Annotated in this window: 22 protein-coding genes and 1 riboswitch; of the genes, 8 read left to right on the forward strand and 14 right to left on the reverse strand. The window is 66.0% G+C overall.

Annotation, left to right across the window (positions count from 1 at the left end; translation table 11 throughout):
* Positions 1-68: 68 nt before the first annotated feature.
* From PHA8399_RS09255 to PHA8399_RS09275, 5 genes are all read right to left on the reverse strand, one after another.
* Positions 69-1307, reverse strand: coding sequence for an aspartate kinase (locus tag PHA8399_RS09255; RefSeq protein ID WP_058285863.1), 1239 nt, complete (start codon positions 1305-1307; stop codon positions 69-71).
* Positions 1308-1485: 178 nt separating this feature from the next.
* Positions 1486-2934, reverse strand: coding sequence for a TrkH family potassium uptake protein (locus PHA8399_RS09260; protein ID WP_058285864.1), 1449 nt, complete (start codon positions 2932-2934; stop codon positions 1486-1488).
* A gap of 47 nt (positions 2935-2981) precedes the next feature.
* The gene (locus PHA8399_RS09265) at positions 2982-3920 is read right to left on the reverse strand and encodes a hypothetical protein (RefSeq protein ID WP_058285865.1); all 939 of its coding nucleotides are present in this window, start codon (positions 3918-3920) and stop codon (positions 2982-2984) included.
* 303 nt (positions 3921-4223) lie between these two features.
* Positions 4224-5327 carry a GTP cyclohydrolase FolE2 gene (gene folE2 / locus PHA8399_RS09270; protein WP_058285866.1) on the reverse strand — a complete coding sequence of 368 codons (1104 nt, stop codon included), beginning with the start codon at positions 5325-5327 and terminating at the stop codon, positions 4224-4226.
* Positions 5328-5438: 111 nt separating this feature from the next.
* The gene (locus PHA8399_RS09275) at positions 5439-6293 is read right to left on the reverse strand and encodes a LysR substrate-binding domain-containing protein (RefSeq protein ID WP_058285867.1); all 855 of its coding nucleotides are present in this window, start codon (positions 6291-6293) and stop codon (positions 5439-5441) included.
* A gap of 109 nt (positions 6294-6402) precedes the next feature.
* Between PHA8399_RS09275 and PHA8399_RS09280 the strand changes: the two genes are divergently transcribed.
* Positions 6403-7191 (forward strand): HalD/BesD family halogenase, encoded by a 789-nt coding sequence (locus PHA8399_RS09280; RefSeq protein WP_058285868.1) that lies wholly within the window; start codon positions 6403-6405, stop codon positions 7189-7191.
* Between the two features lie 105 nt (positions 7192-7296).
* On the opposite strand, the gene metZ is transcribed toward PHA8399_RS09280, so the two are convergent.
* Positions 7297-8487: an O-succinylhomoserine sulfhydrylase gene (metZ, locus tag PHA8399_RS09285; protein WP_058285869.1), complete on the reverse strand. Its 1191-nt coding sequence runs from the start codon at positions 8485-8487 to the stop codon at positions 7297-7299.
* Between the two features lie 59 nt (positions 8488-8546).
* A riboswitch (SAM riboswitch) is annotated at positions 8547-8625 on the reverse strand.
* A gap of 148 nt (positions 8626-8773) precedes the next feature.
* Between metZ and PHA8399_RS09290 the strand changes: the two genes are divergently transcribed.
* Positions 8774-9454, forward strand: a complete 681-nt coding sequence (locus tag PHA8399_RS09290; protein ID WP_058285870.1) for a glutathione S-transferase N-terminal domain-containing protein — start codon at positions 8774-8776, stop codon at positions 9452-9454.
* A 105-nt stretch (positions 9455-9559) separates the two neighbouring features.
* On the opposite strand, the gene PHA8399_RS09295 is transcribed toward PHA8399_RS09290, so the two are convergent.
* From PHA8399_RS09295 to PHA8399_RS09310, 4 genes are all read right to left on the reverse strand, one after another.
* Positions 9560-10171, reverse strand: a complete 612-nt coding sequence (locus PHA8399_RS09295; protein ID WP_058285871.1) for an inner membrane-spanning protein YciB — start codon at positions 10169-10171, stop codon at positions 9560-9562.
* 29 nt (positions 10172-10200) lie between these two features.
* Complete coding sequence (locus PHA8399_RS09300) at positions 10201-11103, reverse strand: EamA family transporter (RefSeq protein ID WP_058285872.1); 903 nt, start codon at positions 11101-11103, stop codon at positions 10201-10203.
* A gap of 83 nt (positions 11104-11186) precedes the next feature.
* Entirely contained in the window at positions 11187-12386 is a 1200-nt protein-coding gene (ftsY, locus tag PHA8399_RS09305; RefSeq protein ID WP_058285873.1) for a signal recognition particle-docking protein FtsY, read from the reverse strand.
* Positions 12387-12463: 77 nt separating this feature from the next.
* On the reverse strand, positions 12464-13105 hold the full coding sequence (locus PHA8399_RS09310; RefSeq protein ID WP_058285874.1) for a lysoplasmalogenase family protein: 642 nt from the start codon (positions 13103-13105) through the stop codon (positions 12464-12466).
* Between the two features lie 132 nt (positions 13106-13237).
* Here PHA8399_RS09310 and PHA8399_RS09315 point away from each other — a divergent pair, with 132 nt between their 5' ends.
* Entirely contained in the window at positions 13238-13633 is a 396-nt protein-coding gene (locus tag PHA8399_RS09315) for a hypothetical protein (protein WP_058285875.1), read from the forward strand.
* A gap of 19 nt (positions 13634-13652) precedes the next feature.
* Here PHA8399_RS09315 and xseA read toward each other — a convergent pair whose 3' ends face one another.
* Positions 13653-15149 carry an exodeoxyribonuclease VII large subunit gene (xseA, locus tag PHA8399_RS09320; protein ID WP_058285876.1) on the reverse strand — a complete coding sequence of 499 codons (1497 nt, stop codon included), beginning with the start codon at positions 15147-15149 and terminating at the stop codon, positions 13653-13655.
* A 136-nt stretch (positions 15150-15285) separates the two neighbouring features.
* Here xseA and purD point away from each other — a divergent pair, with 136 nt between their 5' ends.
* Positions 15286-16551, forward strand: coding sequence for a phosphoribosylamine--glycine ligase (gene purD / locus PHA8399_RS09325; protein WP_058285877.1), 1266 nt, complete (start codon positions 15286-15288; stop codon positions 16549-16551).
* A 726-nt stretch (positions 16552-17277) separates the two neighbouring features.
* Here the strand turns inward: purD and PHA8399_RS09330 are convergent.
* The 3 genes from PHA8399_RS09330 to PHA8399_RS09340 form a co-directional block, all read right to left on the reverse strand.
* Complete coding sequence (locus PHA8399_RS09330; protein ID WP_058285878.1) at positions 17278-19002, reverse strand: DUF1217 domain-containing protein; 1725 nt, start codon at positions 19000-19002, stop codon at positions 17278-17280.
* Between the two features lie 253 nt (positions 19003-19255).
* Positions 19256-20008: a VCBS repeat-containing protein gene (locus tag PHA8399_RS09335; RefSeq protein ID WP_244270184.1), complete on the reverse strand. Its 753-nt coding sequence runs from the start codon at positions 20006-20008 to the stop codon at positions 19256-19258.
* A gap of 92 nt (positions 20009-20100) precedes the next feature.
* On the reverse strand, positions 20101-20424 hold the full coding sequence (locus tag PHA8399_RS09340) for a 2Fe-2S iron-sulfur cluster-binding protein (protein ID WP_058285880.1): 324 nt from the start codon (positions 20422-20424) through the stop codon (positions 20101-20103).
* A 166-nt stretch (positions 20425-20590) separates the two neighbouring features.
* On the opposite strand from PHA8399_RS09340, the gene PHA8399_RS09345 reads away from it, so the two are divergent.
* The 4 genes from PHA8399_RS09345 (at position 20591) to PHA8399_RS09360 (ending at position 23275) form a co-directional block, all read left to right on the forward strand.
* Positions 20591-21052 carry an OB-fold nucleic acid binding domain-containing protein gene (locus PHA8399_RS09345; RefSeq protein ID WP_058285881.1) on the forward strand — a complete coding sequence of 154 codons (462 nt, stop codon included), beginning with the start codon at positions 20591-20593 and terminating at the stop codon, positions 21050-21052.
* Positions 21053-21126: 74 nt separating this feature from the next.
* Positions 21127-21657, forward strand: a complete 531-nt coding sequence (locus tag PHA8399_RS09350; protein ID WP_058285882.1) for a peptidoglycan-binding domain-containing protein — start codon at positions 21127-21129, stop codon at positions 21655-21657.
* 88 nt (positions 21658-21745) lie between these two features.
* Positions 21746-22414 (forward strand): Crp/Fnr family transcriptional regulator, encoded by a 669-nt coding sequence (locus PHA8399_RS09355; protein ID WP_058285883.1) that lies wholly within the window; start codon positions 21746-21748, stop codon positions 22412-22414.
* A 348-nt stretch (positions 22415-22762) separates the two neighbouring features.
* Complete coding sequence (locus tag PHA8399_RS09360) at positions 22763-23275, forward strand: class I SAM-dependent methyltransferase (RefSeq protein WP_058285884.1); 513 nt, start codon at positions 22763-22765, stop codon at positions 23273-23275.
* Positions 23276-23287: the final 12 nt, after the last annotated feature.

Below are 23287 nucleotides of genomic sequence, written 5' to 3' on the forward strand. Positions count from 1 at the left end.
CCCAGACACAACAAAGGCGCCGGAAGGGCGCCCTTGCAGTGAGTCGGTTCTCAGGTCAGGATCAGCGCTCAGCCGGTTTTATGCAGCTCAAACGCATCATGCAGCGCCTGCACGGCCAGCTCCATGTACTTGCGGTCGATCAGCACCGAAATCTTGATTTCCGAGGTGGTGATCACCTTGATGTTGATGCCCTCGTCCGAAAGCACCTTGAACATTTTCGCCGCCACGCCGGACTGCGAACGCATACCGATGCCGACCACCGACACCTTGGCCACATTCCGGTCGGCCAGCAGCTCGGCATAGTTCAGCTCGCCCTTTTCCTTGATCGCCAGCAGCGCCTGCTCGGCGCGGACAACCTGATCGGTCGGGCAGGAGAAGGTCATGTCGGTGCGGCCCTCTTCGGAGATATCCTGCACGATCATGTCCACGTTCACGCCCGCGTCGCTCAGCGTGGTGAAGATGGTGGCCGCGATGCCGGGGCGGTCGGCCACCGACTGCACGGTCAGCTTGGCTTCGTCACGGGAATAGGCCACACCGGCCACAACATTGGATTCCATGATTTCCTCCTCGTCGCAGACCAGGGTTCCGGCCTCGTCGGACTGTTCCTCAAAGCTCGACAGAACGCGCAGCTTCACCTTATAGCGCATTGCCAGTTCGACCGAGCGGGTTTGCAGCACCTTGGCCCCCAGCGAGGCCAGCTCCAGCATCTCTTCAAAGGCGATTTTATCCAGCTTGCGCGCCTTGTCGCAAATCCGCGGATCGGTGGTATAGACCCCGTCCACGTCGGTGTAGATGTCGCAGCGCTCGGCCTCGAACGCGGCGGCAAACGCCACTGCCGTGGTGTCCGAACCGCCCCGGCCCAGCGTAGTGATCCGCCCCTCGGGGCTGATGCCCTGGAACCCGGCGACGACAGCCACCTTCATGCCCTCGGCAAACTTGGCGCGAATGTTTTCCGGCGGGATCTCCTCGATCCGGGCCTGGCTGTGCGCCGAATTGGTCTTGAGCGGCACCTGCCAGCCCTGCCAGCTGCGCGCCGGAACATCCATCTCCTGCAGCGTCAGCGCCATAAGGCCCGCGGTCACGTTCTCGCCCGAGGACACCACGGCATCATATTCGCGCGCATCATACAGCGGCGAGGTTTCGTCAACCCAGCCCACCAGCTCATTGGTCTTGCCGGACATGGCAGAGACGATGACGATCACGTCATAGCCCTTGGCCACTTCAACGCCGACGCGTTTGGCGGCGCGGCGGATGCGGTCCAGGTTGGCGACAGAAGTGCCGCCGAATTTCATCACAAGTACGGGCATATGGAGCGGGTCTCCCTGCGCTTGCGGGTTTCGGTCCCGAGCCTCATATGCGAGCGGCCCTGCAAGGGCAAGAGCGCGCAGCCCCATCCGGCAAGGAAGCTGCGGCTGAACCGCCCCCTCCGGCGCGGCAAACCGCCACAACCGCCGGTTTGCGCAATTTCTGCCAATCCGCAGGCCTTCAGCCGCGCCAGAACCGCACCGTCAGAATGGCATAGACCGCCATCAGCTCCAGCCGCCCGATCAGCATTGCCGCGCTCAGGATCCATTTCGCCGGGTCGTTGAGGGTGGAGAAGTTCCCGGCAGGCCCGATGGTATCGCCGAGGCCCGGGCCGATATTGGCCACCGCAGTGGCCGCGCCCGACACCGCAGTGACGAAGTCCAGCCCCGTCAGCGCCAGCGCCCAGGCGACCACGCCCAATGTGACCACGAAAAACATGAAGAAGGAGATCACCGAGCTCAGCACTTCAGTGTCCACCGGGCGCCCGTCATAACGGGTGATGAACACCCCGTGCGGCGAACGGATGCGCTGGATCTGGTTGCGGATCGAGGCAAACAGCAGCTGATAGCGGAAGATCTTGATCGAACAGGCGGTGGACCCCGCGCAGCCGCCGATCAGCCCGGTGAAAAAGAAGATCATCACCAGGAAGCTGCCCCATTGCATGTAATCGGCGCTGGCATAGCCGGTGCCGGACATGATCGAGGTGATGTTGAACAGGGCCGAGCGCAGCGCTTCCTCGCCGCCGTGCGGGCGCGCGTAATACAGCACCCCCGCGGCGATCGCGACCAGCAGCCCCAGCGTCATCATGAAGCCGCGGATCTGGCTGTCGAGCAGCATCGGCGTGCCGTGGCCGTTGATCAGCTGCACATAGCGCACGAACGGCAGCGCCGCGAGGATCATGAAGACGGACGCGGCATATTCCACCGGCCCGGCAAAGGCGCCGAAGGACGCATCGTAATTGGCAAAGCCGCCGGTGGCGATGGTGGTCATCGAATGCACCAGCGCATCAAACGGCCCCATGCCCATCACCATGTAGACCAGCATGCAGACCAGCGTCAGCGACACGTAGATCAGCGAGATCTGCTTGGCGATCGCCTGCGCGCGCGGCAGGATTTTGCCAAAGGTGTCAAAGCTTTCGGATTTGAAGATCTGCATCCCCCCGACCCGCAGCTCGGGCAGGAACACCATCGCAACCACAATGATGCCTATACCGCCAAGCCACTGCAGGATGCCGCGCCACAAAAGCAGCCCGCGCGGCAGATCATCCAGTCCCGAAATCACCGTCGATCCGGTGGTGGTCAGCCCCGACATCGCCTCAAAAAAGGCATCGACAAACCGCAGCTCGGTGGCTCCCAGCATCAGCGGCACCGCCCCGAACAGCGGCAGCGCCAGCCAGACCGTCGTGGTCAGAAGGAAGGTCTGGCGAATGCTCAGCCCCTCCTTCACCCCGTTGGCGCAGCTCAGCGCCAGCAGGCCGCCCACCAGGATGGTGAACACTGCGCTTTCGAGAAATACATGCCATTCGCCGCGGCCGTCCAGCAGGTCGACCAGCAGCGGGAACACCATCATGGCTCCCAAGATGACGACCAGCAGGCCGATGACATACCCAACCGGGCGGAGATCCAACATGCGGCGCAGCGTTGGCCCCCCGCGCGGTAAGTGTCAAGTGTGCGGCGCTATTCGCCGCGGCCGCTTTTGCCCGCGGCGTTGCGCTGCGGCATCTTCGGCAGTGAGGACGGCTGGCGCGGCCGCTTCGCAGAACCGGATTGGGCTGCCTCTGCCTTGGCAGGAGCTTGCGCCTCCGCGGCTGGGGCTTTTGCCTCGGGTGCTTTGGCCTCTGCTGTTTTCACCTCAGGCGCCTTTGCTGCCGGCGCCTTTGTTTCTGGCACCTTTGCTTCAGCCGCCTTTGCCTCCGGCGCTTTTGCGTCAGGCGTTTTTGCTTCAGGCGCCGCGGCCTTTGCTTCAACTGCCTTTATCTCCTGCGCCTTTGCCTCAGCGGCCTTTGCTTGCGGCGCTGCGGCAGGTGCTGCGGCGGGCTTGGCCGCGGGTGTTCCTTCCGCCTTGGCGGCCTGTTCCGGCGCGCTCTTGCGGGCGGAGGAGGCGCGGAACACCGCAGGCGCCTCTTTCATTCCGGCTCCGGCAGCCGGTCCGTCTTGCTTGGCGGCCTGTTTGTCCTCTGCCGCTTTGGCGGGCTGCGCCGCGGCCGGTTCTGCCTGCTCCGGCTTCGCCGCCGTATTTGCCGCCGCTGCACGGACCGGGGCCTTTCGCGCGGCAGGCTTGCGGGTTGCGGTCTTGCGGGCCGCTTTCCGGGCCGTCTTGGCAGCCGGTGCCTTGCGGGGCGCCGCCTTGACTGCGGCTTCCGCCTCGGGCTCCGCTGCGGTGTCCGCCTTCACGTCCGCTTTGGCCGCCGGTGCGGTCTCCGCGGCTGCCGGGTTTGCCCCCATCAGCCGCCGTTGCGCCTCAAGCATTGAATGCGCCATCCGCATCTGCTCATAGGGGGCCTGCAGCGCGGCCTCTGCCGCCTGGCGCCACAGCTTCAGCTGCATACCGGCTGCAAAGCCGGCCCATTCATGCGCCCGGGCCGTGAAACCGGCAATATGGTGAAAGCTCGTCATCTGATACTCCTCAAGTCCTGCACTGGCCTCGCGCCGGGTCTGCGTTGCGATCTCCGGGCAAAGGTAACAGGGAGCGGCCGCCGGTTCAGCACCGGGCCGGGTACAGCAGAATCCGGGCCGTCAATTGCAGACACCTGCGCACAAGCTCCCCTGCCCCCGGCAGGATAACCGGGGGATTCGCAAGGCAGGCTAACATGCGTTTCTGCGCAGCGGCATAAATTTTGCGGCAATGCAGAAAATGCCGCGCCGCAGGGCCGATTCAGGCGGAAACCTGCCTGCACAACAGGCAGGGCCGCGTCCGGCTCAGCCGTGGTGGATCAGGGTCGCGAACAGTTTCGGGTCCAGGCTCATCGCCTTGAACAGCGGGCCCTGGGTCAGCACGCTGACGGCATCATGGCTGTGCAAGCTTTCCTGATGGCTGGCCACCACCCGGAAATCGCCGATCCGCGGATCGCCCTGCAGCGCCTCGCAAAACAGCCGCGCCGCATCTTCGACAAAGATCGGGTTGGCAGCGTTCAGCTCGGCAAAGGCCTGCTCGTCCTCGCGCTTCACCATCACCTGGGTCTCGGTCGGCACCGCCTTGCGGCACAGCTCGATCAGGTCCTCGAACCACAGGCACTGGCTGCCCGGCACCGACTGCACCGAAATCCGCGCGACAGAGCGCTGCGAATGCGGCGTCGCCAGCTGGCCGCGCGCCTGGCGGGCGTGCTCCGACAGTTCCAGCGAGCACGGGCAGGTCGAGGAATAGACATAGTCCAGGTGCATGATCTTCTCGCGCACCCCGTCGTGGTCCACCAGCTCCAGCGCAAAGTCGTAATACTGGTAGCCGCTGAGGCCCGAGCGCAGGCTTTCCACCCTTGCAGGGAAGGAAAACCGCATCTGGATGCGCGCATCCGGGCTGTCCAGATCGCTCAGGTAGTCATCCAGCGCTCTGGCCATGACCTCGAAGCTGAACGTGCGCTCCGCGTGCTTGTAGAAGGTGCGCATGATCCGGGACATATTGATGCCCTTCTTGCCCGCATCCAGGGACACGGTGCCGGTCACACTGGTTTCCAGCGTCAGATCGCCGTCGTCGCGGGTGTGAAAGCGGATCGGCAGGCGGAAGTTGGAGATCCCCACATGCTGGATCTGCTCCTTCGCGCCGCGGATCAGGCTGGTCGGCCCGTTCTGCAGATCCGGCAGCGTCGCGCGGTAAGCCTCGTCCGACTTGAAGTCCTCGGGGTACTGCCGCGACAGCTCGGGGTAGTTGCCGACCTCGCGGCCGGGCAGCAGCCGCGCAACGGCCGGATCCAGCTCGGCAATCTCGGTCTCGGTCACAGTGCCGGCCCAGGCCCGCAGCACATCCAGCGCGGCGGCAGCTGCCTCGCGGTCCGGCGCCTCAACAGCGTCGCGGTTGTGAATGTTCATCGGCGTCTCCCCCAAGTGATACGGCCCATATAGGGTGCGGCAGGCCACCCTCATATACTGTTACGCGGCAATTATCAAAACGGATCCGCCATTTGCGGCAGAACCGGCGCCTTAACGGACCCCCAACGCCTCAGCAAGCGCGCTCAACCGCCGCGAACGCGACTTGTAATGGGCCGTGACCAGGACATAGGGCCGCGCCATCTCCAGCGCCGGACCGGGCAGCCGGTGCAGCCTGCCCGCCCGGATTTCGCCGCCCGCCACCTGCTCCGGCAGCAGCGCAATGCCCAGCCCCGCCTGCACCAGCGACACCACCGAGGGCACCGACTGGCCTATGACCGCAGGCGAGAGGTCTTGGCGTTCAATCCCGTGCTGCGCAAAATACGCCCGCCAGCCCGGAACCGACGATATCGTCTCGCCCCAGGCAACCTCGACCAGCGGCGCGCTGCGCAGATCGGCCTGCGGGTCCGCCCCGACGGGCACCAGCCGGTCCTTGAACAGCACCTGCGTGCGGTGCTCGGGATGCTCACCGCCATAGGTCAGCCGGGCATCAATGCCCTCAGCCTCCAGATCAATCCTGTCATCCTCGATCCTGAGCCGCACCGGCAAATCTGGCCGCGCCTGCGCAAACAGCTTCAGCCGCTCCGGCAGCCACAGCTGCGCCAGCGCCGGCGTGGCCGAAATCACCAGCGGACGCCGGGTGCCGCCCTCGGTCAGCGCCTCGGTAAAGCTCGCTATCTCCGCCAGCGAGACCGCGGCCCGCTGATAGTAGTCCCGCCCCGCATCGGTCAGCCGCACCTGATTGGCGCGGCGGGTGAACAGCGTCAGCCCCAGCCACTCCTCCAGGTTCTTGACCTGCATCGACACCGCCGCCGAACTCACTCCCAGCTCCGCCCCCGCAGCCGAAAAGCTCCCGGTCCGGGCGGCGCACTCAAAGGCGCGCAGGGCATTGAGCGGCGGCAGTTTCATGGCCGCACAGTGCAAGTTTTTCTTATGCTCGCCAAGATATTTTACAGTGGTCAGACCCCCGCCCCGCGCGCAGGCTTGGGAAAAGCCCAAAACCCCTAAGGAACACCCCATGCGCGACATTCTTGATCTCGACCGTTACCCGCTCGACCGCCCCGGCAGCCCGGAATGGCAGGCGCTGGTGGACCGCTGCCGCGCCGAACTGGCCCGTGACGGCATGTTCAGCCTCGACGGGCTGATGAAGCCGGAGGTGGCGCAAGCCGCCGCCGACGCGCTGAAAGGCAAGTTTGAGACCGAAAGCTTCCACCACAAGCGCGCCCACAACATCTATTTCAAGGACCGTGTCGAGGGGCTGGCGCCGGACCACCCGGCGCTGCAGAAGGTCGAGACCTCGAACTTCACCCTCTGCGCCGACCAGTTCCCCGGCTCGCCGGTTCTGCGGCTTTACGACTGGCCGCCCTTTGCGGAGTTCTTGGCCGCCACCATGGACAAGCCCGCGCTTTACACCATGGACGACCCGCTGGCGCGGCTGAACATCATGTCCTACGGGGCGGAGCAGGCGCTGAACTGGCACTTCGACCGTTCCGAATTCACCACCACCATGCTGCTGCAAGCGCCCGAGGCAGGCGGCGAATTCATCTACAGCCCTGAGCTGCGCAGTGACGGCGACCCGAATTACGCGGGCGTCGAGCGGCTGCTGCGGGGGGAGGACCCCAACATGCGTTCGATCATCCTGGCCCCCGGCACTCTGAACATTTTCCGCGGCAAGAACTCGCCCCACCGTGTGGGTACGGTCAAAGGCGGCAAGACGCGGGTGATCGCTGTCTTCACCTCCTACGAACGCCCCGGCGTGCGCTTCACCGACGCGGAAAACATCGGCTTCTACGGCCGCGCCTCCTGACCCGAATGCGCCGAAAAGAGAGAGGGGGCTGTCTGCCCCCTCTTGAGCCTTCCGGCTCAATTCACCCCCGAGAGTATTTCGGGAAAGATGAAATTCTGCCGGATCTCAGGCCTGCGCGGCCTCCAGCGCGGCCTTGATGTCAGCGATCAGGTCGTCGGCATCCTCCAGTCCGACCGAGAAGCGCACCAGGCCGGGCGTGATGCCCAGCTCCGCCTTCAATGCGTCGCTCAGGCGCTGGTGGGTGGTGGTCGCCGGGTGGGTGGCGATCGACTTGGCATCGCCCAGATTGTTGGAGATCACCGGGATGGTCAGCGCGTTCAGGAACTTGAACGCCGCCGCCTTGCCGCCCTTCAGGTCCAGCGACAAGACAGTGCCGCCCTTGCCGCCCAGCTGGCTCTGCACCAGCGCGTTCTGCGCATGGCCTTTCAGCCCCGGATAGATGGTGCGCTCCAGCGCCGGATGGCCGTCCAGCGCCTCGGCAATCTTCAGCGCGGTCTCCGCCTGGGCATTGACCCGCAGCGACAGGGTCTCCAGCCCCTTCAGCATCACCCAGGCATTGAACGGGCTCAAGGAGCCGCCGGTGTGTTTCATGTAGGGTTCCAGCGTGCCGCGGATGTAGTCTTTGGTGCCCAGCACCACCCCGCCCAGCGCCCGGCCCTGACCGTCGATATGCTTGGTCGCGGAATAGATCACCACATCGGCGCCCTGCTGGATCGCGTTGGAGAACACCGGGGTCGAGAACACGTTGTCCACCACCACCGTGGCGCCGGCCGAATGGGCGATCTCAGCCACCGCCTTGATGTCGATCACCTCCAGCGTCGGGTTCGACATGCTCTCGAAGAACACCGCCCGGGTGTCCGGGCTCACGGCGGCCTTCCAGGCGTCAAGGTCGGTGCCGTCAATGAACGTCACCTCCACTCCGAAGCGGCCCAGCACATCCGCCAGGATATAGTTGCAGGAGCCGAACAGCGCCTTGGCCGAGACGATGTGGTCGCCCGCCTTCACCAGCGAGGTCAGCGCGCCGTTGACCGCCGCCATGCCGGAGGCGGTGGCAAAGGCGTCTTCGGCCCCTTCCAGCGCCGCGATGCGCTTTTCGAACATATCGACGGTCGGGTTGCCGTAGCGGGCATAGATGAACTCATCCGGGCCGGTCTCGATGAACCGCGCTTCTGCCTGCTCGGCAGTCTCGTAGACAAAGCCCTGGGTCAGAAAGATCGCTTCGCTGACCTCGTTGTACTGGCTGCGGCGGGTGCCTGCATGCACCAGCTTGGTGCGGCTGTTCCAGGTGTCGCTCATCTTCAGTCTCCTCGCGCCCATAGCGCACAAAAAACCCCCAATCGGCCAAGCGAAAGGGGGTCCTTCACGTCCTGACCTCTTTAGCGGGATTGTTTAACGTGGCCCGCAATCCGGTAACAAATCGCCACGATGTGATGCAGCGGCTTTACGCATCTTGCGGGATTCGGTCAAGCGGCTGGATCCCCGCACGCCACCCGCCAGGGTCACAGCGATGTGAGCGCCAATGCCCCTTGCCCGGCCCCGCGCCCCATGCTCCTGTGGCCGGGCATACAGACGGAGGCACGCGATGCAGGACCCGATCCGGCTCTTTTACTGGCCGACACCAAATGGCTGGAAAATCTCCATCGCGCTGGAGGAGATGGGCCTGCCTTATGACGTCACCCTGATCGACATCGGCAAGGGCGACCAGTTCGCGCCGGAGTTCCTGAAGATCTCCCCCAACAACCGGATGCCCGCGATCATAGATCCGGACGGGCCGGGCGGCGCGCCGGTCTCCCTGTTCGAAAGCGGCGCCATCCTCCAGTACCTCGCGCGCAAGACCGGGCAATTCTACGGCGCGGACGAACGCGCGCGGCTCAGGGTGGATCAATGGCTGATGTGGCAGATGGGCGGCGTCGGCCCGATGGCGGGCCAGGCGCATCACTTCCTGAAATACGCCTCGGAGGACCTGCCCTATGCCAAGGACCGCTACCGCAGCGAGGTCGCCCGCCTCTATGGCGTTTTGGACCGGCAGCTGGCGGAGAACGAATATGTGGCGGGAGCGGACTGTACGATTGCCGACATGGCCATCTGGCCCTGGGCGTCCTTATGGGAGGGCCAGCAGCAAACCCTGGAGGACAAGCCGCATCTGGCCCGCTGGCTGGATCTGATGTGGTCGCGCCCCGGCGTGGTGGCGGGCCGGGCGCTGCACGCGGACCTGCGGGCGGACAGCAAGGCGCAGCAGGTGATATTCGGGCAAGACCGGTAAAGCGCGCAACCGCAGCGCACCGCAGGTGCGCTGCCCGGCCCAAGGCTTTGCGCCGCATCTTTGATGCGGGGCAAAGGCGCGGGAGCCCGCCGCTGCCGCCGGGGGTTACTCCGCCGGGCCGGCCTCTTCCTCGTCGCTGTATTTCTGGAACAGCTGCCCCTGCAGCATGAAAAAGGCAAACATCGCCACCGGCAGGCCGAAGGTTTTGAAATAGACCCAGGTCTCGGTGCTCTGGCTGCGCCAGATCAGCTCATTGGCCACCGCGAGGCCAAAGAAGAAGGCGCACAGCCGCCGGGTCAGGATCATCCAGCCCTCCTGCTTCAAGGGCATCAGCTCCTCCATCACCACCTTGAGCCAGCTTTGCCCGCGTATCAGCCCCAGCCCCAGCAATCCGCCGAACAGCAGATACAGCATCGTCGGCTTCATCTTGATGAACCGGTCGTCGTTGAACCACACCGACATGCCGCCAAACAGCACCACCAGAATGAGCGTGGCAAACTGCATCCGCGACAGATGCCCCGTCAGCTTCCACAGCGCGAGCGTGGACACCACCATCAGCGGAATGAAGGCCGCGGTGATGACGATGAAGCCCTTGTATTCGCTGCCGCCGATCAGAAACACCTCATCCTTCAGCTTCAGATAGCCGATGAAGAACAGGACCACGGGTCCCAGTTCCAGCACCATCTTCAGAGTCGGGTTGATCTTCTTTGCGGCCATGGGGCCTCCTCAATGCTCTCGCGGCGGTCTCAGCCGCCCATTTCCACTATCACGGCGCCCAGGGCGATCAAAGCCATCAAGGCAATCCGCCGCGGCCCCACAGTTTCCTTCAGCACCAGCCAGCCGATGAGGGCGGCAAACACGGTGGAGGTCTCGCGCAGCACCGCCGCCTCCCCCACCTTGTCCAGCCGCGTCGCCAGCATGATGGCGCCAAAGGAGGCAAAGGCCACCAGCCCGCCAAAGACCCCCCGGACCATCAGCGGCCCCGGTGCGGGCGGTTCCGCCATGCTGCGCCAGCGGGTGAAGGCAATCACCGGAAACACCAGCCCGTCGATCATGAAAAACCACGCCAGGAAGGTGAACGGATCCGCCGTCGCCCGGATGCCATAGGCGTCATATGTGGTGTAGGCGGCCACAAACAACCCGGTCACAACCGCCAGCCCCAGCGCAATCCCCAGCGTGTCGCGGTTCACCGTCAGGTAGCGGTAGTTGTATCCCGCAAGGCCAAAGATCCCCGCCAACAGCACCGCCACCCCCAGCCACTGCACGAGGGTGAACACCTCGCCGAACAGAAAGAAGGAGCCGATCACCGTGAACAGCGGCCCGGTCCCGCGCACCACCGGGTAGACCACGGTATAGCTGCCCTTGGTATAGGCCAGCGCCTGAAACAGCTTGTAGAAGACGTGGATCGCCCAGGCGACAGCAAAGATCAGCCACATATGCGGCTCCGGCCAGGGCACCACGAACAGCGCAAACGGCGCCGCCATCACACAGTAGGAAAAGTCGATCGCCCCGCGCGACAGCCAGGGATCATGCCGCCCCTTTTGCAGCGCCCCGAAAACCGCGTGCAGAAAGGCAGCCCAGATGGCCAGAAACAGCGCGGCTTGATGCCCGGCCTCGGTGCCCTCCAGGGAGATCAGCCAATCGCTCAAATCAAATGCCTTTGCGCGGGAGGAAAGCGCCGGGGGCTCTGCCCCCGGACCCCCGGGATATTTTCAGCCAGATGAATAAAGGATCAGGATTTCTCCAAACCCGTCAGCGCAGCGGCGAATTCTTCCGGATCGAAGGGGGCCAGATCGTCGATCTGCTCACCCACCCCGATGGCGTGGATCGGCAGGCCGAACTTGTCGGCCAGCGCCACCAGAACGCCGCCCTTGGCGGTGCCGTCCAGCTTGGTCATCACCAGGCCGGAGACATCGGCCAGCTGCTGGAAGGTGCCGACCTGGCTCAGCGCGTTCTGGCCGGTGGTGGCGTCCAGCACCAGCAGGGTATTGTGCGGCGCGGTCTCGTCCTTCTTGCGGATCACCCGGACGATCTTGGCCAGCTCCTCCATCAGGTCGGCGCGGTTCTGCAGCCGGCCTGCGGTGTCGATCATCAAAAGGTCGGCACCGTCCTCCTGCGCCTTGGTCATTGCATCAAACGCCAGCGACGCAGGATCGGAGCCTTCTGGCGCGGTCAGCACCGGCACGCCGGCCCGGTCGCCCCAGACCTGCAGCTGTTCGACGGCGGCGGCGCGGAAGGTATCGCCCGCGGCAATCACCACCTTTTTTCCCGCCCCCTTGAACTGGCTGGCCAGCTTGCCGATGGTTGTGGTCTTGCCGGAGCCGTTGACCCCCACGACCAGCACCACCTGCGGGCGCTTGGCATAGATCGGCAAGGGCTTTGCGACCGGTTCCATGATGCGCGCGACTTCCTGCGCCAGCAGTTCCTTGATCTCGCGGCTGGAGACCTTCTTGCCCATCCGGCCCTCGGCCAGGTTGGCGGTCACCCGCAGCGCAGTGTCCACGCCCATGTCAGCGGCGATCAGCAGCTCTTCCAGCTGCTCCAGCATGTCGTCATCCAGCGCCCGGCGCGGCTCGGCGGCGGCGGTGCCGCGGCCCATCAGACGGCCCAGGAGGCCCGGAGATTTCTTCTCAGGCTCCGGTCCCGCCTGCGGCGCAGGTTCGCGGGCCGCTGCCGGTTCCGGCGCGGGCGCAGGTTCGGACGCAGGCTCCGGCTCGGCCACGGAGTCAGGCTGCGGAACCGGCGCCGGGGCGGGCTGCTCCGGCGTCACTGCCGGGGACGCTGCCAGAGACTCAGCCAGCGACTCAGGCAGGGCCTCCGCCGCCTCATCCGCAGCGCTCTCCGCGCCCTCCTCGACAATCGCATCGAGCCCCTGCTCGAGCTTGGAGGAGGATTTGAACAGCCGCTCCTTGAGCTTTGAGAAAAACGCCATCTTGGTCTCCGCAAAAGGGTCTGCCCCTCACCTAATGCGGATTGGGCCGGAGTGCAAAGCGCAACGCGTCGCGGAGATCAGGAAAATGCCGCCAGAAAGCCCGCTTGCGCCCCCCAGTAAAGCGGCCAGACCGCATAAGGCGTGATCCGGCGCAGCGGATGATCTTCCGGCAAGACAAAGGTCTCCGCCGCCAGCACCATGTCCGACAGCATGAAGGCCGCGGCCGCGGCAAAGACCCAGGTGCCGGACGGCAGCGTCAGCGCCGCCGCCCCCATGCCGAGGATGATCGGGATATAGGCCAGCACCGGCCCTTTCAGCGCCCCGGCGCGCGGCGCCAGGATCCGCGCCATCACCAGCCCCAGCAGCAGCAGAACCGCCGCGATGATTGCCCCCGGCATCTGCAGCAGCCGCGCCGGATCGCTTGCCTCCTGCGTCAGGAACAGCACCGCATAGGCCAAATGCCCGGCCGCAAAGGCGCCGACCCCCGCCATGAACGCCCCCTCACCGTCGCGCGACAGGAACAGATCCCCTAGCGCGCACAGCGCCAGCGAAGCCGCCAGCGGCCAGGGCGCCCCCGCCAGCAGCGCCGCCAGCGCCAGCAAAGCGACCGATGCCGTTTTCAGCACACTGCGCAGCAAACCGGGCGGCTGCGCTGCCATGGCCAGATAAACCAAAGCGCAGGCCGCAGCCCCTGCCCATAGCATCAGTTCCGCCGCCATCTCCTGCCTCCCCTTTGATTTTCCGCCACTCTGTTCCTGCAGGCCGCGTGCCGTCAAAGGTGACCCAGCGGGAGCCTGCGCAGAAACACGCAACGCTTGGCGCCGGCGCCGGTCCTGAGGCACAGTGGCCTCATGCGCTCCTTGATGATTCTTCTGCTGGCAGCCCTGCCCGCCCCGCTGGCGGCAGGGGAGCCGCTTGGCGCCGCGGAATTCGACCGCTACACCCAGGGCCGCACGCTGTTCTATGGCTTTGGCGGCTCCCTCTACGGGGTCGAACGCTACCTGCCGGGCCGCCGCGTGGTCTGGTCCTTCCTGGACGGCAAATGCCAGGACGGCAGCTGGTACGAGGAAGCGGGCCAGATCTGTTTCGTCTATGACAACCGCGATGATCCGCAGTGCTGGACCTTTGAGCTCACCCCCGGCGGGCTGACAGCCCGGTTCGAGGATGATCCAGCCGCGACCGAGCTTTATGAGGCCGAAGACATCGGCAACGAGATGCTGTGTTACGGCCCCGACGTGGGCACCTGAGGCCGCCGGAAATGCACCGCTAGAACAGCGATCCCTGGCCGCCGCCCTTTGCCGGCGGGTTCGGTCCAGCCGTCGTCGGCGGCTCCGCGGTGCCGCCCTCCAGATCCAGCGTGCCATCGGCAAATTCGATCTGCAGGGCACCGGCCTTGGCGGCAGCAGCCCGGGTGGTCAGGATCTCCGCGCCCGAACGCACCACCGTATAGCCGCGCTCCAGCGTTGCCTTGTAGCTCAGGATTTCCAGCTGCCGCCCGGTGGCGGTCAGGGCCTGCCGCTGGCGGTCGATGCGCGCGGCCTGCGCCGCATTCAGACGCTGCACCAGCTGCGCAAGCCGGTCCTGCTGCTGCTTCACCTCTCTTTGGATCGGCCGCAGGCTGAGGCGCGAGGACAGGTTCTGCAACCGGTTGCGCCGCCCCTCGACCAGCTGGCGCAGGGTGGCCGGGCGCAAGCTGGCCGCGGTTTCGCTCAGATGCACCCGCCGCCGCTGCACGCCGGAAATCAGCGCGCCGGGCAGCCGGTCGGAAATCCGGTCCAGCCGCTGCCGCGGGGTTTCCAGAAGCGTGTCGGGTTTCGGCAAGGCCCGGGCCAGATCGTTCAGCCGCTGGCGCCTGAGCTGCACCGCCTGGCCTGCCGCTCGGGTCAGCCGCGCGCCCTGGGTCTCAGTCCAGGCCATCAGCTCCAGCCGCACCGGCACCGCCAGCTCCGCCGCCGCGGTTGGGGTCGGCGCCCGGCGGTCGGACACGAAGTCGATGAGCGTGGTGTCCGTCTCATGCCCCACCGCAGAGATCAGCGGGATCTGCGAGGCCGCCGCGGCGCGGGCCACGATCTCCTCGTTGAAGCCCCACAGGTCCTCGATCGAGCCGCCGCCGCGGGCAACGATAATCAGATCGGGCCGCGGCAGCGCGCCGCCCGGCGTCAGCCGGTTGAAGCCCTCGATGGCGCGGGCCACCTCCGGCGCGCAAGTTTTCCCCTGCACCGCCACCGGCCAGACCAGCACCTTGCGCGGAAACCGGTCGCGCAGCCGGTGCAGAATATCGCGGATCACCGCACCCGACGGCGAGGTCACCACCCCGATGATCTGCGGCAGGTAGGGCAGCGGCTTCTTGCGCTCAGGCGCAAACAGGCCTTCCGCCTCCAGCTGCTTCTTGCGCTTTTCCAGCAGCGCCATCAGCGCACCCTGCCCGGCAACCGCAACCTCATCCACGTTCATGTTGTACTTGGACTGCGCCCCGAACGCCGTCAGCCGACCGGTGACGACGACCTCCAGCCCTTCCTCCGGCACCACCGACAAGCCGCTGATCTGCCCCTTCCACGTCGTGCAAGCCAGCACCGAGCGGTCGTCCTTGATGTCGTAGTACAAATGCCCGGAGCGCGCCTTGAACACCCGCCCCACTTCGCCGCGCACCCGGATGCGGCCAAAGGTGCCCTCCAGCGTACGCTTCACCTCGCCGGAAATCTCGGAAACGGTGAACTCCGGGGCGTTCTGCCCAGGCTGAGGATCGTCAAACAGGTCGGACATCGGGGGCTGCTCTCCTGCGGCTTTAGGCCGGTCTTGTTTTGAAGTCGCGCGCAGCATAGAACGCGCCGCAAGCAAGGCAAGCCCCGGGAGGCCACCCGGGACGCCACAGGGCTCAGGCAGATCGGAGAATGCGCCAATGAACATCCTTATCCTCGGCAGCGGCGGGCGTGAACATGCACTGGCCTGGGCAGTGATGCAGAACCCCAAATGCGACAAGCTGATCGTGGCGCCGGGCAACGCGGGCATCGCACAGATCGCCGATTGCGCCACTTTCGACATCGAGGACGGCGGCACCGTGGCCGCCTTTGCCGAGGAAAACGCCATCGACTTCGTGATCGTCGGCCCCGAGGCGCCGCTGGCCGCGGGCGTTGCCGACCGGCTGCGCGAGGCAGGCCTCCTGGTGTTCGGCCCCTCCGAGGCCGCCGCCCGGCTGGAAGCCTCCAAGAGCTTCACCAAGGAAATCTGCGACGCGGCAAACGCCCCCACCGCGGGCTACGGCCATTTCACCGATGCAGACGCCGCCAAGGCCCATGTGCGCCAGCACGGCGTTCCCACCGTGGTCAAGGCTGACGGTCTGGCCGCAGGCAAAGGCGTGATCATCGCGATGACCGAGGACGAGGCCATGGCGGCCATCGACGACATGTTCGGCGGTGTCTTTGGCGGCGCCGGCGCCGAGGTGGTGATCGAGGAGTTCATGGAAGGCGAGGAAGCCTCCCTGTTCGTGCTGGTGGACGGCGAGGACGTTCTGGCGATCGGCTCCGCCCAGGACCACAAGCGCGTCGGCGAAGGCGACACCGGCCTTAACACCGGCGGCATGGGCGCCTACTCCCCCGCGCCGGTGCTGTCGGCAGAGGTCGAGGCAAAGGCGATGGAAGAGATCGTCAAGCCCACCATGAAGGTGATGGCGGAACGCGGCATGCCCTATCAGGGCGTGCTATATGCCGGCCTGATGATCAAGGACGGTTTGCCGCGGCTGGTGGAATACAACGTCCGCTTCGGCGATCCGGAATGCCAGGTGCTGATGATGCGCCTCGGCGCCCAAGCGCTGGACCTGATGCACGCCGCGGCTGAGGGCCGCCTGGGCGAGGCGCAGGTGAACTGGGCCGACGATCACGCAATCACCGTAGTGATGGCGGCAGAGGGCTACCCGGGGTCTTACGAGAAATTCTCCGAAATCAAGGGCCTGGACGCGCTGCCCGAGGACAGCAGCAATATGGTGTTCCATGCGGGCACCCAGGAACAGGACGGCAAGGTGCTGGCCGTCGGCGGCCGGGTGCTGAACGTGACCGCCCGCGGCGGCTCCCTGCAGGAGGCCCGCGACCGCGCCTATGCGATGGTGGACGGGGTTGAGTGGCCGCAGGGCTTCTTCCGCCGCGACATCGGCTGGCGCGCGCTGAAGTAACACGGCAGGCAGGCAGGCAGGGGCTCCCGCCTGCTCCCGGTCAATCACAGATTGCCCGTCTCAGTTGGGCGTGGCCGGGCGCTGCCGCGCCCGGCGGCGGCATCCGGCGGCAAGTGCCGCACCCGATTACGCCACTTGGCGCCGCAGCCTGGAAGACAGGGTGCAGCCGCACCCTGCGCTGGCACCCTGGGTCCGCACCCGCCGCCCGGTACGCCGCGCCGGAACCGGGGCGCTTTGCCCGCCGCGCCAAGCGGCAGTCTTCGGGCAACGGAACGGCGTCTGGCCCTGCCCGCTCTGGCACGTCGGCGCAGCTGCTGAACCGGCCCGCCCTGCCGGGAAGAGACGGTGAGCGCACGCTGGGAGCACCCTTCAGGTTTTTCCATCGTTTCAATAAGTTCTGAGAAAAAACTCGCGCAGGTCCGCCTGCGCGGGCGGGTGCGGACCCGTCCGCGCCCGCCTGTGTTCCGTTTGCCCGTCTGTGTACTGTCCGCCCGCCAGTGTACCGTCTGAAGGCAGTGCCCCGCGGCCGCAATCCCGGACAGCCGGAGACCGCGCCAGCGGCGCGCCTCTGCCTGCCCTTGTGCTCCTGACTTCAAAACCAAAGCTCCGGCAGGCCTGTCAGCCCCCGACAGGCCCGCCCAGGCCGCTGCCGGATCAATACGGCACGCTGCTTTCAGTCTGCCCGCCGGGCAGCGCGGTCAAAAGCCTGCAGCCGGCACCGCGGCCCTAGAACGTGTTCAGATCGCTCAGCAGCAGGAACCGCTTGCGGAACTGATCCAGCATCTCCGGCTCCAGGAAATCGGCCGGGTGGGTGGTGCCAAAGGCGGAAAAGGCGCGGTCCTTCATCTCCACCAACTGGCGATCAATATCCAGCTGCGCAATACCGGACGGCAGGCCCAGCGCAGTCTCGAAAACAGTGCGCAGCGGCGGCGACCCGATGATATTGTACCAGTGGGCGTTCTCGCTGCCGCCCTCATCTACAACATCTTGCAGCTCGCGCTCCAGCGCCAGCGCCAGCCGCATGTTCGGATCCGAGTTGCCGATCTCGATTTCGAACTGGCGGGTGGTGTAAAGCTCGGCAAGTTCCTCGGCAAACCCTTCCGGATACTCCCGGCTGGTCTCCCCCGCGTTGAAGGAGAAGGCCTGTGTCATGGCCTTCAATCCGGTATCATAGTGCGTGTTGGCGTAGGACGTTCTGGAGGAGAGGTCGGACTCAAACGCCTTCAGCACGGTATCGAAATCAGTGCTTCGCTTGCTTTGGCCGAACAGGTCCAGCGTGGCCTCGAACAGGCTCAGGTCAAAAACCAGTTCCCGCGGGTTGGTGAAGGTGCCCAGCTTATCGGTAATCTCATCCGCGAACACCTGCATCTTGCTGACAGGCTCGGGCCATTGGTTCTGGAAGGCATCGGCAAAGTCGTAAAAGGCCAGATTTTCCGGCTGGTTCACGAAGGAGTTCGGGTCGGACAGGTCGGATTCCAGAACCTGTCTCAGATAGGTCTCCCCCCGGTCGCTCAGGTTGAAAGTGTCCAGCGCATGCGCCAGCAGCTGCGGGTTCGACAGCAGCTCCTCCGGATCGGTCATCGCGTTGATATCCGGCCAGCCGAAGCCAAAGGCCTCTGACACCGCAAGATAGCGCTTGTCCTCCAGCTGGTTGACGAAGGAGTCGGGATCGGTGGTATCCGAATTCAGCACCCGCCGCAGGAAATCGGGATAGGTTCTTTCCAGACCGAATGTGTCAATCACGGCCTGCAGCAGATCTTCATCCGCCAGCAGATCATCCGCGCTGGCCAGGCCGTCAGTGTGCTGGTTGAACTCGCTAACCAGCGCCTCGATGCTGTTTTCATACTCCGGCGCCTGGCCGAAATCGAACTGCCCGGCAAAGGCCGCATAGCGCGGATCAGACAGCTTGTTGGCAAAGGAATTGGGGTCGTCCAGGTCGGACTCCAGGACTTTCTGCAGAAAGAACTGATTGTTTTCCAGCCCCTCCAGCCCGGCATTGCCAAGCGCCTTGCGCAGCAGGGTGCTGTTTGACAGCAGGTCATCCGGCGTGGTGATACCGGCAAATTCGCTCCCCGCCCTGGCACTGGGCAGCTTGGGTCCGTCGGAGCTGCCAAAGCCAAAGGTTTCCGCCAGCGCCTGGTACCGGCTGTCGTTCAGCCGGTTCACGATCGACTTGGGATCGCTCATGTCGGATTCCAGCACCTGCTTGATGAAGGCCCTGTTGTTGATATCCTCATCCAGGCCAAAGGCGCCCAGTGTCACGGTCAGCAGGTTGTAGTCATCCAGCAGCTGGTCCGCCGACTGAATGCTGGTGATGCGCTGCGTGAAATCCTGCACCGTCCGGTCAAGGACGGGCGATTTCTCGTAAACCTCCTGCTGCTGGTCCCGGGTCCGCTGCAGGAAGCTCCATCCCGCAATGCCGGTGCCGAACACATATGGCGTAAAGCTCACCCTGCTGTCTCCTGTAAAACCGTTCCGGGCCGGCGCGCCCGGATCTGCCCATCCGGCACAAGATTACCCGAAGGTGGTGAATAAACTGGAAACGGACCTGGAGACTTTTGAACCGCGGGCTAACCGCGGGCAGGCAAGCACCCCGCACTGGCCGCAGGAGGCCGCGAGCGCTCCCGCCTGCTCAGTCCCATCCCCGCGGGGATGGGACCCGCAGTTGGGCCGGGCGCCGCGCACAGCGCGGCGCGGGCGGCGCTCAGCGGCAGGCCAGCGCGTGCCGCAGGCCGGTGTCCGGCCGGAACGGGCCGATGTCCCGGCTGGCGATGCGGCCCTCCTGCAGCCGTGAGGCGATGATCAGGCGCCAGCCGCCGCTGACCGTCACCAGTTCCGGCCCCTCGCCGCAATCGCGGATGCCGGAGGTGATGAAATCGTCTCCGATGCGGTGGTTGGTTAGCCCGGGTTTGCTGGCAACCTCGCTCAGCGCACCGTCCCGGAACCGCCAGATGCGCAGGATCTTGGCCAGATGCGGCCGGTCGATATAGGCGATTTCCGCATGCCCGTCGCCATCCAGATCCGCAGCACCAATAGGGGCGAGCCAGCGGTGGCTCTGGCCGATGTAGGGCGTCTGTGCAATCAGCTCCAGGCGGCCCGCCCGCAGGCCGTAAACGGCAATCTGCGCCCCCTTGCTGCGGTGGCTGCGGACGGTGATGATTTCCGGATGCGCGCCACCGTCGAGATCGGCCAGCAGCGGCGCCAGATCCTCGAACACATGGGCCTCGTCCAAAGTCACGCTGACACCGCAGCGGCCGGGCAACGCCGGCGACCAGTACCGCAGCGTCTCCGGCTCCAGCGCATCGCCCAGAACCCCGTGCCCGTAGCGGCCGGTCAGGTCCTCATAAGCTGCGGCCCCTTCGCCCATCCGGACCAGCGACCCCTCCACCGTGCGCGGGCTGGAAGAGGAACCGGGGCCGCAGTCTTCATCAGCCTGCGCCGCAGACGGCCCGGCCAACGCCAGCCCCAAACACACCGCCCGCCACGCGCGGCGGGCAGAACCGGGCCGGGCGCGCATCCGCAGACGTTGCGCTGCCGGCCCGTTGATCATCAGATCTGCTTTTCGGGCATATGCACCACCAGACCGTCCAGATCGTCGGTCACCTTGATCTGGCAGGTCAGGCGCGAGCGGGCCGGATCGGGCTCATAGGCGAAATCCAGCATGTCCTCTTCCATGTCGTCCTTGGCGGGCAGCTTCTCGACCCAGTCCGGCGCGATGTACACATGGCAGGTCGAGCACGCGCAGGCGCCGCCGCAATCGGCCTCGATACCCGGAATGTTGTTGTCGCGCGCGCCTTCCATCACGGTCAGCCCGCTGGCCACATCCACAACATGTTCGGTGCCGTTGTGCTCGATGTAAGTGATCTTTGCCATTGTCAGCTCTCTTCCCTTTTCCGGTACTTGCGCGACTGTGTAGCCAAGCGCCCGCGCCGGTGCCAGCCCCAATTGCGACCCTGCCCTGCCGCAGCTGGACTTTCCGGCACAATGTTCTATATTTGTTCACTCTGGAAATTTCTCAACCGCGGAGCCCGTTTGCCTCATGCCAGCCCCCTCTGCAGCCGCCTCTGCAGCCCCAGCCGCAGGGCCCGCCGCCGCAGCGCCCCCGGCATCGCCCGGCCGCGCCCGGCCCTGGCCGCGCCCGCCCCACTGCCTGCCCGCCGCCCGGCTGCAGGAGCCGCCGGAAAACGCCCGTGTCACCGTCGCGGGGCTGGTGATCCTGCGCCAGCGCCCGGGCACCGCCAAGGGGGTCATCTTCGTCACCCTCGAAGATGAGACCGGCGTCGTGAACGTGATCGTCTGGCGCAAGATTTACGAGGCGTTCCGCCGCGCGGTGATCTCCGGGCGGCTGCTGCGCGTCACCGGGCGGCTGCAGCGGGCGCATTCGGTCACCCATGTGATTGCCGAAACGGTCGAGGACATCTCCCCCATGCTCGACCTCCTGCTGGCGGAGCAGGGCCGCCAGGGCGATCCGGCCTTTGCGGACGGCAGCGAACTGAGCTAGGCTGCCGCCAAAGCAAAAGCGCCCGGCACCGGCAGGGGCGCCGCCCACAGGCACCCTGACAAAGGCATCCGGGCATGACGCCACCCCTCCTCACGACCTGCCGGCGTCTCGCGCCCGCGCTGCTGCTGGCCGCCCTGGCAGCCCTGCCCGCCTGCGTCCAGCCGCCGCCCGGCGGCGATGTCTCGCGCGCGGGGCGCTACGCCCCGCCCGGCGCGCCGCCCGATACCTGCTGGAGCAAACACACCTCACCCGCCGTGATCGAGACCGTCACCAGCCAGGTGCTGGCCCGGCCCGCAGAAACCGACAGCAGCGGCCGGATCGTCCGCCCCGCGCTGTTCCGCACCGACACCCGCCAGCAGATCGTGCAGCCGCGGCAGGAACACTGGTTCGAAATCCCCTGCCCCGCCAGCATGACGCCTGAGCTTATCCGCACCCTGCAGCGCGCCCTGACCGCCCGCGGCCTCTACCGCGGCCCCGTCCACGGGCAGATGGACGCCGCCACCCGCGCGGCGGTGCAGCGCTACCAGGCGCCGCTGGGGCTGGACAGCGGCACTCTGTCGCTGGACACCGCCCGCAAGCTGGGGCTGGTCGCGGTGGCGGGCTGAACCGGGCGATTCAGTTCCCCGGTTCCCCGGGGGCCAAGCCTCTGCTAAGCTCCGCCGGACTGGGCTCCAGACGCAAAGAGACTTGGCCATGCTGACAACCCGCCTGCCGGATTCCGGCTTCCTTTCCGGCGCCTCGGGCCCGCTGCGCCGGATGCTGGAAAGCCAGGCCACGGAGGTGCGCCTGCGCCAGGGCGAGGTGCTGTTCGAACAGGGCGATGCGGGCGATGCGCTCTATGCGATTGCCGAAGGCGCGCTGGAGTTTTCGGTGCTGTCGGCCTCGGGCCGCAAGCTGTCGCTCGACATGATGCGCCCCGGCGCGGTGTTCGGCGAGATCACCCTGTTCGATCCGGGCGAGCGCACCGCCACCGCCATCGCCGCCGAGCCCAGCCGGGTACTGCGCCTGCGCAGCGGCGACGTGGTGGAGCAGATCCGCCAGCACCCGGACCTGGCCGCCGACCTGTTGCGGCTGGCCGGGCAGCGGATGCGCTGGATGAACACTCAGCTGAACGAACAGGTGTTCCTGCCGATGCCGGTGCGGCTGGCGCGCAAGCTGCTGTACCTCGCGCCCGAAGGCCGCGACGGCCGCGTGGCGCTGTCCCAGGCGGAGCTGGCGGAGTTTGTCGGCGCCACCCGCGAGGCGGTGTCCAAGACCCTGGCCGCCTGGAAGCGCAGCGGGCTGGTCGGCATCAGCCGCGGCGGCGTGCAGATCCTCGACCGCACCGAACTCGCCGTGCTGGCGGAACCAGATTCCATCTGATCGCGCCGCCGGATGCAGATTTCTGCAAGATAATCCGCGCTCTGTAATCCCGGTCACAGATCCCGCCGCCGCCGCGCGCCATAACGGCCTTACAGAAAGCCATTAACCGTTCCATCCCGATGGCGGCCTGTCCAACAAGAGCCATGTGCCCGCCAGCACATGGCTCTTCCCTATTGCCACCTCCGCCCTGACAGCCGCCGGAATTCGACGCGAATTCCGGCCCGGAAAACACGTGTTTTCCGGGCCGTTTCCCGCGCCGGGAAACGGTTCCCTCTCCCGCCCGCCATCCCTCTTGTTCAAGAAATATTCACTTAGCCATTCCCCAATCCGGCCGCTACGGTGCCGCGCATGGCTTATGACTACGACAAACTCTACCGCGAAACCCCGGATGCCCTTGGGGCGCCGTCCGCCGCCTTCACGGCCTTTTTCGACCGGCTGGACGCGCGCGGGCTGGACGTTCTGGATGCCGGCTGCGGCCAGGGCCGGGATGCGCTGTTCATCGCCCACATGGGCCACCGGGTGACTGGCGTCGACATCTCGCCGCACGGCATCCGGCACCTTCTGGCGGCGGCTCAGCGGGAAAACCTCGCCATAACCGGCATCGCCGCAGACCTTACCGTCTGGGCACCGGACAAGGACTACGACATCCTGCTGTTCGACCGGACCTTGCATATGCTGGCAGCGCCTCAGCGGCGGGCGCTGCTGACCCGCTGCCTGCCGCACCTGCGCCCCGGCGGCTGGGTCCTGATCTCGGATGAACAACGCAATCTCAAAGAGTTCCGCCAGGTCTTCGCCAGCCAGTCCGGCGGCTGGCACACGGACCAGAACAGCCGCGGCCTCTTGTTTGTAAGGCGCGGCTGAAGTCCCGGCGGC

Source organism: Leisingera aquaemixtae, from assembly GCF_001458395.1.
Lineage (GTDB): Bacteria > Pseudomonadota > Alphaproteobacteria > Rhodobacterales > Rhodobacteraceae > Leisingera > Leisingera aquaemixtae.